Here is a 12624-nt window from a genome sequence, read left to right on the forward strand (position 1 = left end):
TCTGCTCCCGTTATCCGGCCTCACCCATCGCCGCCGTGGGCGTCTCCCGTTGGGAAGGGTGAGGACGGCAATTCCCGCCGCCATGGCCGAAATCCCCACCCTTCGACAACCTCCGGCAACGCGCGTAAAGACTTGGCCATGTCTCCCCGGATCATCCTCGGCCTCGAATCTTCCTGCGACGAGACCGCCGCCGCGCTCGTCACCAGCGACCGGCAGGTGCTCAGCCACCGTCTGCTCGGCCAGGAAGCGGCGCATGCGCCGTTCGGCGGCGTCGTCCCCGAGATCGCCGCGCGCGCGCATGTCGAGGCCTTGGAACCGCTCGTCCGCGCCGCGCTCGCCGACGCCGGACTGCGGCTCGACCAGGTCGATGCGATCGCCGCCACCGCCGGCCCCGGGCTGATCGGCGGCGTCATGGTCGGGCTCGTCACCGGCAAGGCGCTCGCGCATGCCGCGGGCAAGCCGCTGATCGCGGTCAACCATCTCGAAGGCCATGCGCTCAGCCCGCGGCTGTCCGATCCCGATCTCGCTTTCCCCTATCTGCTGCTGCTCGTCTCGGGCGGCCATTGCCAGTTGCTGCTGGTCGAGGGCGTCGCGCGCTATCGCCGCCTCGCCACGACGATCGACGACGCCGCGGGCGAGGCGTTCGACAAGACCGCCAAATTGCTCGGCCTCGGCTTCCCCGGCGGGCCGATGGTCGAGAAGGCGGCGGCGCTCGGCCGCCCGATCGTGCCGCTGCCGCGCCCGCTGAAAGGCTCGGCTGAACCGCATTTCTCCTTCGCCGGGCTCAAGAGCGCGGTCGCCCGCGCGGTGGGCCAGCATGCGCCCGAGGATATCGCCGCGTCGTTCCAGGCGGCGGTGGTCGATTGCCTGATCGATCGCACCCGCCGCGGCATCGCCGGGATCGAGGCGACCGCGCTGGTCGTCGCCGGCGGCGTCGCCGCGAACACGGCGGTGCGCGGCGCGCTGCAGGCGCTCGCCACCGCTAATGGCCTGCGCTTCGTCGCACCGCCCTTGTGGCTGTGCACCGACAATGCCGCGATGATCGCCTGGGCGGGGGCCGAGCGGTTCGCCGCCGGGCTCACCGATCCGCTCGACACGCCGGCGCGCGCGCGCTGGCCGCTCGATCCGGATGCGGAGGCGGTGCGCGGCGCCGGGGTAAAGGCATGAACCGGATCCATCAGGGGGAGGTCGAGGCAATGAAGATCGGCGTCATCGGCGGCGGCGCCTGGGGGACGGCGCTCGCGCAGGTCGCCGCGCATCGCGGCGAGCCCGTCACGCTCTGGGCGCGTGAGCCCGAGGTGGTCGAGGGGATCAATGCGGGCCACGAAAACCGTCTGTTCCTTGCCGGCGTGCCGCTGTCGCCGTCGATCCGCGCCACCGCCGATGTCGGCGATCTCGCCGCCTGCGACGCCCTGCTTGTCGTCGCGCCGGCGCAGCACGTCCGCGGCGTGCTGTCGCAGATCGCGGTCGGCACGCGCCCGCTGGTGCTGTGCGCGAAGGGGATCGAGGCGGGCACCCGGCTGCTCGTCGGCGAGGTCGCGCGGCAGGTCCATCCACAGGCGCCCGTCGCCGTCCTGTCCGGCCCGACCTTCGCGCACGAGGTGGCCGCCGGCCTGCCCACCGCGGTGACGCTGGCGGCGGCGGACGAGGCGCTCGGGCGGGCGCTGTCCGAACGCCTCGCCGCGCCTCAGTTCCGCCCCTATGCCAGCCGTGACGTCGTCGGTGCGGAGATCGGCGGCGCGGTCAAGAACGTGCTCGCCATCGCCTGCGGCGTGGTCGATGGCGCCGGGCTCGGCCAGAACGCCCGTGCCGCGCTGATCGCACGCGGCTTCGCCGAGATGACGCGCTTCGGCCTCGCCCGGGGCGCGCGCGCCGAGACGCTCGCCGGCCTGTCGGGGCTCGGCGACCTCGTCCTCACCTGTTCCTCGACCAGCAGTCGCAATTTCTCGCTCGGCGTCGGCCTGGGTCAGGGCAGGGCCGCCGCCGACCTGCTCGCCGACCGCCGCACCGTCGCCGAGGGCGCCTTCACCGCCCCGGTGCTGCGCGAGGCGGCGGCGGCGGCGGGCGTCGACATGCCGGTCACCGCCGCGGTCTGCCGCCTGCTGGAGGGCGCGCCGGTGGACGACGTCATCGGCGCGCTGCTCGCGCGGCCGTTGCGGCAAGAAGGGCAGTGATCTGACGGAAGATGGTGCGGTGCCGCAACACTGCATCTAAAAACGGATCGATCCGGTAGGATCGTTGCGTAAAAGGTTATTGTTTGGTATTGACAGACATTGATCCCTAATGGACCTTCCTTGCATTCCGGCCAACGAAATAGCGTGACCGGGACGATAGGGGGATTTCCAATGAGGTTGAAAACGACCGCGTCGCTGCTTGCCTTGGCGAGCAGCATGGGTGCGATCGCGCTGCCGGCGGCAGCACAAACGGTCGCGCAGAGCGATGATACCACCGTGAGCCAAAGTGACACCGATACCGTCGCCGAATCGGCGGACGATCGCGCCGCGTTGATCTCGGGCAAGGTCGCCCGGCCTGCCGGCAACGGCAATGAGATCATCGTCACCGGAACCCGGATCAATCGCCCGAACACCTTCTCGGCCGCGCCGATCACCTCGGTCACCGTGCAGGACATTCAGGCGCAAGCCCCCCTCAACGTCGAGGAGGTGCTCAATCGCCTGCCGCAGATCGCGCCGGATTCGCAGCAGAATTACACCGATTCGGACGGTCGCCAGCGACTGAAGCTGCGCAGTCTCGGCTTCGAGCGCACCTTGGTGCTGATCGACGGCAAGCGGCTGGGGACGCAGAACGGGCAAGACACCAACATCATCCCCGCCTCGCTGCTCCAGCGCGTCGACATCCTGTCGGGCGGTGCCTCGTCGGTCTATGGCTCCGACGCAGTGTCGGGCGTCATCAACTTCATCCTGCGCAAGGATTTCTCCGGCCTGCGCATCGATACCAACTACAATTTCTACAATCACCTCAATCGCGACACGATCGTCACGCCCTATGCACAGGCCGCGGGCTTCAACACGCCGCGGGGCTACAGCAACGACGGCGGTCGCGGCGACATCACCGTCACGCTCGGCAAGGCGATGCTCGACGAGCGGCTGAAGGTGTCGACCTTCTTCAATTATCGTCATGCCGATCAGGTGCCGTACAGCGCGCGTTCGTCGTCGCCCTGCCAGCTGACGCAGACCGGCCTCGACGGTCCGCTGTCCTGCTCGCCGCTCTCGACCTATTCGCCGAGCGGCTATGTCTCGCCGCGCAGCGGCACGAACAGCGGTACCGCCTATGTCAACGATCCGCTGGGTAGCCGAACCTTCGTCCCCTACGGCCCGGGTCGCGGCAACGCCGCCAACCCCTATGACGACTATTCGTATCAGCGCGCGGGCGAACGCTATACGGTCGGCACCTTCGCCAGCTTCGAGATCGCGCCGGAGGCCGAACTCTACGGCACGATGATCGCCTTTCGGGACACGTCGCAACAGACCTCGCCGTTGCGTGTCTATTCCTACACTGTGTTCGGCGACACGCCCTATCAGGTGAATTGCAACAATCCGTTCCTGTCGACCAGCCAGGCGCAGGCGCTGTGCGGCAACGCTGCCGGCACCGCTGCCACGGTGCCGCTCGACGTCCGTTACCGGTTCGACGGTCAAGTGCAGGGGACGACCTATCTCAACAACGGCCTGCGGGCGACCGGCGGCATTCGCGGCAAGGTCGGCGATGCGTGGAGCTATGACATCGGCGGTGTTTATGCCCGCAACTACCAGAACACCGCGTTTTCGGTCTATTCCGATCCCGACCGGGTCAACCGCTCGCTCAACGTCGTCAACGTCAGCGGTACCCCGACCTGCGCGTCGGTGGTGTCCGGCGTCGATCGCGCCTGCGTGCCCTTCGACGCCTTCCGCGCCAGCTCGGGCAGCCCCGCGCTGACCAACTATCTGTTCTCGGGCGGCAGCGACGGCGCGACCTTCAACGTCGGCACGTTGTACGACATCGTCGCGAGCGCGACCGGCGATCTCACCAAATACGGCCTCAAGACGCCTTGGGCCGACGAAGGCCTCGCGGTGTCGTTCGCCACCGAATTCCGTCAGGACAAATTGGTCAGCGGCGCCAACCAGACCTACGTCAGCCAATATGGCAGCAACGATGCCAACCTGAAGCAATACGTCTGGGAATCGAATGTCGAGGCGCAGTTGCCGCTCGTCGAGAAGCGCCGGTTCTTCGACCTGTTGCAGGTCAACGGTGGCGCACGCGTGTCGAAGTACAGCAGCAACCCCGACAAGTTCGTCACCTGGAAGATCGAGGGCCTCTACGCGCCGATCCCGGACATCATGTTCCGTAGCTCGTTCAACAAGGCGCAGCGGGCCCCGACGGTGGTCGAGGTGCGGCAGGCGACCAACACCTCCTATGACACCACGGTCGTGACCGACTTCTGCGCGCCGGAAACCCGCCAGCTGCCGGGCGGCGGCACGACGACGCAGCCGCTCGGATCGCGCGAGGCCTGTCGCGCGAGCGGCCTGCCCGATGCGCTCTATGGCAGCCCGACGCTGATCTGCGCGACGCAATGCACCGTCAAATATGGCGGCTTCACCGCCGATCCGGAAACCGCCTACACGTTGACGTACGGGCTGGTGGTCAAGCCGCGCTTCCTCAAGGGGCTGGTGTTCTCGGCCGATTACTATCGCATCCGGATCAACAACTCGCTGGGGTTCAATGGCCCCGATTATTACGCGCAAGGGTGCGTCGCCTCGAATGGCGATCCGTTCTTCTGCTCGGGCATCGTCCGCAATCCTGGTACCGGAACGCTGTTCAGTGCGGCGGCGAACAACCCGACGACGGGCTTCTTCCGCGCCGGCACGACCAATTACTACCGGTCCCTCTCGGAAGGCTATGACTTCCAGGGCCAGTATACGCTGGAACTCGGCGGCGCCGGGCGGCTCGACTGGGGCTTCAACGGTTCGCTGACGACGAAGGCGGGCGGACAGGATTCACCGGTCCGTGCGGCCTATAATTGCGCCGGCTATTTCTCGAACGGCATCTCCTGCGGGCAGTTGATTCCGAAATGGTCGCATGGCCTGCGCACTACCTGGACGACCGCAGACAGTGTCTTCAACGTGTCGTTCAACTGGCGCTACATCAGCGCGCTGACCACCGCCAACAACTCCGGGCAGGATGTAATCGGCGGAACAGACCAGCGGTTCCAGACCACTTTCGCGCGCATCGCACCGCAAAGCTTCTTCGATCTGTCGATGAACTTCAACGTTGCCAAGCGTTTCGCCCTGCGCTTGATCGCGAACAACCTGCTCGATCGGACGGCGCCGATCATTCCCAACTCGTACACGGTAGGGTTGTCGCGCAACAACACGCTGCCGCAGCGCTATGACGCGCTCGGCCGCCAGATCGCGATCGGCACCACGATCACCTTCTGATCGTCTGTTGCGAACGAAAAAAAGGCCCGCCGGAGCGATCCGGCGGGCCTTTCCGGCTCTCCGCACCGAGCGATTAGCGCGCCAGTTCGCGCCAGCCGATGTCGCGACGACAGAAGCCGTCCGAAAAGTCGATCGCATCGACCCCGCGATAGGCCGCATCGCGTGCCGCGCGGATGTCCGCCCCCATCGCGGTCACCGCGAGCACCCGGCCGCCGGACGCCACTAATGTGTCGCCCTCCAATCGCGTCCCCGCCTGGAAGACGGTCGCACCGGTCGCCTCCGCCGCGTTGATCCCATGGATCGCGCCGCCTGCCTTGGGCGTCCCCGGATAGCCCGCCGCCGCCAGCACCACCGTCATCGCCGCCGCGTCGGCGAAGCGCGCCGCGGGCAGGTCACCGAGCCGCCCCTCCGCCACCGCCAGCATCGTCGCGACCAGATCGCCCTCGAACCTTGGCATCAGCACCTGGCATTCGGGGTCGCCGAACCGCGCATTATATTCGATCAGCTTGGGGCCGGTCGCGGTCAGCATCAGCCCGGCGTAGAGCACGCCGCTGAACGGCGTCCCCTCCTCGGCGAGCGCCTTCACCGTCGGCGCGACGATCTCGTCGAGCGCACGCCGTTCCAGCTCGGGGGTGAGCACCGGCGCCGGGCTGTACGCGCCCATGCCGCCGGTGTTGGGACCGGTATCGCCCTCGCCGACGCGCTTGTGGTCCTGCGCGCTGCCGAACGGCAGCAGCGCGACGCCGTCGGTGAGCACGAACAGACTCGCCTCCTCCCCGTCGAGGAATTCCTCCAGCACCACCGGCGCATCGCCGTCCGCGAACATCGCGTCGAACGCTGCGGCTGCCTCGGCCTCGCTGGTCGCGATCACCACGCCCTTGCCCGCGGCGAGTCCGTCCGCCTTGATCACGACCGGATAGGAGAAGGTGCTCGCCAGCGCCGCTTCCGCCTCGGTGCGCGTGCCGACCCGGACATAACCCGCGGTCGGAATGTCGGCGCGCCGGCACAGATCCTTGGTGAAGCCCTTCGATCCCTCGAGCTGCGCCGCCGCCTTGCCCGGCCCGAACACCGGCACGCCCGCCGCGCGCAGCGTGTCGGCGAGACCGTCGACCAGCGGCGCTTCCGGCCCGATGACGACGAGGCCAACGTCATGGCCGGCCACGAAATCCACCACCGCGGCATGATCGGTCGCATCCAGCGCGACGCACGTCGCATGGGCGGCGACGCCGGGGTTGCCAGGCGCGGCATAGAGCGTATCGAGGAGGGCCGATTGCGCCAGTTTCCAAGCGAGTGCGTGCTCGCGGCCACCTGAGCCCAACAGCAGGACGTTCATGCCAGAGTTCCTATCCGATACCGACGACGCCCGGCTGCTAGCCGAGGAGCGGCCCGGCGACAACGCGCTCGCCATGTCGGTCGGCGAACTCAGCTTCAAGCTCAAGCGGATGGTCGAGGGCGAATTCGGCCACGTCCGCATCCGCGGCGAGATCTCGGGCTATAAGCGCGCGACCTCGGGCCACGTCTATCTCGCGCTCAAGGACGATGCCGCGGTGATCGACGGCGTGATGTGGAAGGGGCAGGCCAATGCGCTCGCCTTCGCCGCGCAGGACGGCATCGAGGTGATCGCCACCGGCAAGCTCACCACCTATCCCGGCCGCTCCAAATATCAGATCGTCATCGAGCGGATGGAGCTCGCCGGCGCCGGCGCGCTGATGGCGCTGTTCGAGAAGCTCAAGGCGAAGCTGGCGGGCGAGGGATTGTTCGACGGCGCGCGCAAGGTGCGGCTGCCCTATCTGCCGCGGACGATCGGCGTCGTCACCTCGCCGACCGGCGCGGTGATCCGCGACATCCTCCACCGACTCGAGGATCGCTGTCCGACCCACGTGCTCGTCTGGCCGGTCAAGGTGCAGGGGCAGGGGGCGGCCGAGGAGGTCGCCGCCGCGCTGCGCGGCTTCGACGCGATGCCCGCGGACGGCCCGGTGCCGCGGCCCGACCTCGTCATCGTCGCGCGCGGCGGCGGTTCGATCGAGGATCTGTGGGCGTTCAACGAGGAGGTCGTGGTCCGCGCCGTCGCCGGCTGTACCATCCCGATCATCTCCGCGGTCGGCCACGAGACCGATACGACGCTGTGCGACTTCGCCGCCGACCTGCGCGCGCCGACGCCCACCGCGGCAGCCGAGCTGGCGGTGCCGGTGCTCGCCGACCTGCGCCATACGATCCAGAGCCATGGCCTGCGCACGCAGCGTTGCGCCAATCGCTATGTCGAGCGCGGCCGCGAGCGGCTGACCGGGCTCGCCCGGCTGCTGCCCAAGCGCGACGCGCTGCTCGGGCCGCAGCGCCAGCGTGCCGACGATGCCGGCCAGCGGCTCGACCGCGGGCTCGAACGGCGGGTGACGCTGGCGCGCGGCCAGCTCGACCGGTCGAGCGGCGCGCTGCGTCCGGCGGTGCTGCAGCAACAGGTCGACCGCAACCGCGACCGGCTGGCGGCGACGTGGCGGCTGGTCCAGTCGCTCAACCCCGATGCGGTGCTCGACCGCGGCTATGCGCGGGTCACCGCACGCTGCGAGGGCGAGGGCGGGGGCGGGGGCGGCGCGACGCTGGCGTCCGCCGCGGCAGTGCGCGAGGCAGGGGCGGTGACGCTGCGCTTCCGCGACGGCAGCGTCAATGCCGTCGTCGACGACGGCACGGTCCAGCCCGCCGCCGAGCGCAAGGTTGAGCGCAAACCCGCCAGGGCCTATCCCAAGCCCGACCAGCCGACCTTGCTCTGACAGGATCTCAAGACATGCTCGTTTCCAACTCGGATCGCCCGGCGCGGCTTCACTATATGGCCAACGGCTTCCGGGTGCTGACCCCCGGCGACCACGTCGTCTGTGCGGTGAGCGGCGCCCGCATCCCGATCGAGCTGCTGCGTTATTGGAGCGTCGCGCGGCAGGAGGCCTTCGCCAGCGCGCATCTCGCCAGCGAGGCGCTCAGCCCGCGATGAGGCTGCCGGCCGCGCTGGCACCGCTCGTCTGCCTGGCCGCGGCGGCGTCGCCCCAGGCGCCCGCCCCGGTCGCTGCCCCGGCGTTCCGCTGGACCGGAACGCCGACGCAGGGCGGGCTGATCGCCGGCACCGTCCCCACGGGAAGCGTGACGGTGACCCTCGACGGCCAGCCGATCGCGGTCGAGGCGGGCCGCTTCATCGCCGGCTTCGATCGCGACGCCGGATCGCAGGCCGTGCTCGTCGCGACGCTCGACGACGGCCGCCGGATCACCCAGCCACTCGCAGTGGCGCCGCGGGCCTGGCGGATCGAGCGGCTCGACACGCTGCCCAAATTCCCTGCCCCCGATCCGGTCATGGCGCAGCTGCGCCCCGCCGAGCTCGCCCGGATCGCCGCGGCGCGTGCCGAGGTCACCGACGCGACCGGCTGGCGCCAGACGTTCCGCTGGCCCGCGATCGGCCGCATCTCGGGGCTGTTCGGTGCGCAACGCATCTATCGCGGCGAACCCGGCAGCTACCATTCGGGCATCGACATCGCCCGCCCCACCGGCACCCCCGTCGTCGCGCCCGCGGACGGCGTCGTCATCCTCGCCGCGGACCATCCTTTCACGCTTGAAGGCAATTTGCTGATGATCGACCACGGCCATGGTCTCAACAGCGCCTTTCTCCATCTGTCGCGGATCGATGTGCGCGTCGGCGACCACGTCCGCCAGGGCGATCCGATCGGTGCGGTCGGCGCGACCGGCCGGGCGACCGGACCGCATCTCCACTGGAGCCTGCGCTGGCGCGACGCGCGGCTCGACCCGTTGCTGGTGGCTGGGGCAATGCCGGGGGCGTGAAGGGCGCTGCCCGTCAAAACGACAGATCGCGTCGTCCTGCTGCAATTGCGAGCAGGGATCCTATCACGACAGCCGAACAACGACAATAATTGTGTCATTTAGGCTACACTGTGCGGCAAACGTTGCCGGTTTTTGAAACGCAGGTTTACAGCAAAAATTTCCGCCCGCATTTCAGCGGTATGTCTCTTGAGGGCCGCTCCAGCGGTCGAGGGGGGCTTGGCAAACACCCGGGCCGATACCGCCATAGCGGGTCGACACGTTTGGGTCAGGCAAGGGAAACACATGTTCACGATCCACCGTTCCACGCGCAAGGCGGCGCTGCTCGCAGCCGTTACGCCGTTCGCGATGCTTTATGCGGGCGCCGTCTCGGCGCAGACCGCGCCGGAAGGCGCGTCCACCGACGCCGCTTCGATCGCACAGCAGACGCAGGGTACCGAGGCGGCAGACGATCAGGCCGGCAATGACATCGTCGTAACCGGTTCGATCATCCGCGGGACCGACGCCGGTCCGTCGCCGGTCAGCACGATCACCACCGAGAATCTCGATGCCCGCGGCATCAACACGGTGCAGGCCGGTATCCAGGCGCTGTCGTCCAACAACGGTCCGGCGCTGACCAACTCCTTCACTGCGAACGGTGCCTTCGCATCGGGCGCATCGTCGGTATCGCTGCGCGGTCTGTCGACCAACTCGACGCTGGTCCTGTTCGACGGCCTGCGCGCCGCTTACTATCCGCTGTCGGACGACGGCTCGCGCAACTTCGTCGATCTCAACACGATCCCCGACGACATCGTCGAGCGCGTCGACGTGCTGCGCGACGGCGCATCGTCGAGCTACGGCGCGGACGCGATCGCCGGCGTGGTCAACATCATCACCAAGCGTTCGTTCCAGGGCGTCACCGGTCGCGTCGAAGCCGGTATCGCGGAACGTGGCTACAACGCCAACCAGCGCCTGTCGCTGACCGCCGGCACCGGCGATCTCGACGAAAAGGGCTACAACGCTTACGTCAGCGGCTTCTACTATCGCGCCGAAGGCGTGCAGTCCAAGTCGCTGCCGGCACCGTTCAACAGCAGCGACGAACGCGGCCTGTGCGGCGATCGCACCGGTACGCGCGTCTGCGGCCCGAACAACGTCGCCAATGGCCTCGACGCCAACGGCTCGTTCACCAACGGGTTCGCGATCGGCACGGGCAATTTCTACGTCCGTCCGGCCAACGCCACCAACACGACCGCGCTCGGCCGCTACCAGCTGCTGAACCCGACGGCCGGTTGCCGCGTCGGCACCCCCTACAATCCGACCGCCGCCGAACTGGCGCTGCCGATCAACGCGACGGCTCCGGGTACGGTCTGCCAGGTCGATACGCAGAACCTCTATGGCAACGTGACGCCCGATCAGGAGCGTTTCGGTGGTTCGGCACGCTTCACCGCGAAGGTCGGCGATACGTCGGAAGCCTATTTCCAGGTTAACTTCCAGCAGTCGACCGCCAGCTACACCGGCGTGCCGGCGACGATCCGCGCGAATGCGCCGGCGGGTATCCTGTTCCCGCAATATTCGACCTCGCAGAACGCCACCGCGGCGATCGATCCGCGCTCGGCGATCCTCGCCCTGCCGGTCTACATCTGCGCACGCGGCACGGCGACGTGCAACGCGACCAATGGGACGCTCAACCCGAACAATCCGTTCGCGGCATCGGGCCAGGTCGCCCGCCTCGTCGGCACCCTTGCCAACGAGCGTGAGTTCAACGAAACCCGCAGCCGCGTCTATCGCGCCGCCATGGGCATCAACGGGACCATCTTCGGCGACGTCGATTACCGGGCCGATGCGACCGCGATGCACACCGACCTGCGTCGTCGTACCGACGGCTATGTCTACATCCAGCATCTGCTCGATGTCATCGCCGACGGCAGCTACAATTTCGTCAATCCCGAGCTGAACAGCCAGGCGACGCTCGACTATCTGACGCCGCAGAACATCACCAACAGCAGCTCGGACCTCTACCAGGCGCAGTTCACCCTCGGTAAGGCGCTGTTCGCGCTGCCCGGCGGCGATCTTCGCGTCGCGGTCGGCGGATCGGTCTTCTACGAGGCGGTCGACGCCCCCAGCGGCAACCCCGACACCAACGGCCCGACGCAGCGCTATTTCCGCCAGAACGCCTTCGGCACCAGCGGCAACCGTACCGTCACCTCGGCCTTCGGCGAAATCAACGCTCCGATCCTCGATCAGCTGACCCTGAACGCCTCGGGCCGCTATGACCATTATTCGACCGGTCAGAGCAACTTCTCGCCGAAGTTCGGCGCGATCTTCACCCCGATCCAGCAGGTCACCGTCCGCGGCACCTATTCGCGCGGGTTCCGCATCCCCTCGTTCGGCGAGGCCAACGCCCTGCCGACGACCGGCTATGTGACGCAGCAGCTTTCGAGCATTCCGGCCGCGTTCCTCAGCCAGTACAGCACCAATCCGGGTGCCGGCCAGATCTGTACGGCGAACACCCCGAACAACTGCTCGGGCTACATCACCGCCTATTCGATCGGCCAGACCACGCTGGCGTCGCCGGACCTGAAGCCGGAGAAGTCGCGCAGCTTCACCGCCGGCATCAAGTTCGAACCGATCCGCAGCCTGTCGCTGACGGTCGATTACTATAACATCAAGAAGACCGGCGCGATCACCACGCCGGATCTCTCGCCGGCGATCGCCGCTTACTATGCGGGTCAGGCCATCCCGACCGGCTTCGAAGTGATCCCGGACGCGGTCGACGTGAACAACCCGACCGCACGGCCGAAGATCGCCTTCGTCCGTTCGCAGCTGATCAACGCGCAGACGATCAAGTCCGAGGGCATCGACTTCGGCGCCAACGGCTTCGTCGACTTCGGCGGGGTGAAGTGGACGACCAACCTGAACGCCAGCCTCATCCTGGAGCTGAGCACGACGGTCGACGGCGTGCGCCAGACCTATGTCGACACGCTCGGCAACTTCAACCTGACCGCGGGTTCGGGGACGTTCGAGTGGAAGGGCAACTGGTCCAACACGTTCGACTTCGGCGACCTCGCGCTGACCGGTACCGTCAACTATACGTCGGGCTACGACCTGTCGGCGATGGATCAGGGCGACGCGTATAAGGATTGCGGTCAGGCACCTGCCTATTCGGGTTGCCGCGTGAAGAGCTACATCACGGCCGACGCGAATGCGACGTTCAAGGTCAACGACAAGTTCTCGTTCTACGTGAACGCGTTGAACATCTTCAACCGTCTGCCTCCGATCGATCCGGTCACCTATGGCGCCTATCTGTACAATGCGGTGCAGGGCGGCGAGGGCATTTTCGGCCGGTCCTACCGCGCCGGCGCGAAGTTCAACTTCTAAAGCGCTTCGCCTTCCGAACGAAGAA

Annotated in this window: 8 protein-coding genes; 7 read left to right on the forward strand and 1 reads right to left on the reverse strand. The window is 67.7% G+C overall.

Going from position 1 to position 12624, the window contains the following annotated elements; translation table 11 throughout:
• Positions 1-138: 138 nt before the first annotated feature.
• The 3 genes from tsaD (at position 139) to AC07UH_RS01455 (ending at position 5429) form a co-directional block, all read left to right on the forward strand.
• Entirely contained in the window at positions 139-1167 is a 1029-nt protein-coding gene (tsaD, locus tag AC07UH_RS01445) for a tRNA (adenosine(37)-N6)-threonylcarbamoyltransferase complex transferase subunit TsaD (protein ID WP_495179579.1), read from the forward strand.
• A gap of 29 nt (positions 1168-1196) precedes the next feature.
• Complete coding sequence (locus tag AC07UH_RS01450) at positions 1197-2174, forward strand: NAD(P)H-dependent glycerol-3-phosphate dehydrogenase (protein WP_495179804.1); 978 nt, start codon at positions 1197-1199, stop codon at positions 2172-2174.
• A 171-nt stretch (positions 2175-2345) separates the two neighbouring features.
• Entirely contained in the window at positions 2346-5429 is a 3084-nt protein-coding gene (locus tag AC07UH_RS01455) for a TonB-dependent receptor domain-containing protein (protein ID WP_495179578.1), read from the forward strand.
• 73 nt (positions 5430-5502) lie between these two features.
• On the opposite strand, the gene purD is transcribed toward AC07UH_RS01455, so the two are convergent.
• Positions 5503-6762, reverse strand: a complete 1260-nt coding sequence (gene purD / locus AC07UH_RS01460; protein ID WP_495179577.1) for a phosphoribosylamine--glycine ligase — start codon at positions 6760-6762, stop codon at positions 5503-5505.
• Here purD and xseA point away from each other — a divergent pair.
• The 4 genes from xseA to AC07UH_RS01480 all read left to right on the forward strand — a co-directional run bounded on the left by xseA (position 6761) and on the right by AC07UH_RS01480 (position 12599).
• Positions 6761-8194, forward strand: coding sequence for an exodeoxyribonuclease VII large subunit (gene xseA / locus AC07UH_RS01465; RefSeq protein WP_495179576.1), 1434 nt, complete (start codon positions 6761-6763; stop codon positions 8192-8194). The two genes, purD and xseA, sit on opposite strands and share 2 nt — an antisense overlap.
• 14 nt (positions 8195-8208) lie before the next feature.
• A complete protein-coding gene (locus AC07UH_RS01470; RefSeq protein WP_038664415.1) occupies positions 8209-8409 on the forward strand; it encodes a DUF2093 domain-containing protein in 201 nt (66 codons plus the stop codon).
• Positions 8406-9245 (forward strand): M23 family metallopeptidase, encoded by an 840-nt coding sequence (locus AC07UH_RS01475; RefSeq protein ID WP_495179575.1) that lies wholly within the window; start codon positions 8406-8408, stop codon positions 9243-9245. Before AC07UH_RS01470 ends, AC07UH_RS01475 begins: the two co-directional genes overlap by 4 nt.
• A 282-nt stretch (positions 9246-9527) precedes the next feature.
• A complete protein-coding gene (locus AC07UH_RS01480; protein WP_038664408.1) occupies positions 9528-12599 on the forward strand; it encodes a TonB-dependent receptor domain-containing protein in 3072 nt (1023 codons plus the stop codon).
• The last annotated feature ends 25 nt before the right edge of the window (positions 12600-12624 follow it).

The organism is Sphingomonas sp. GW821-FHT04B01, assembly GCF_059420425.1.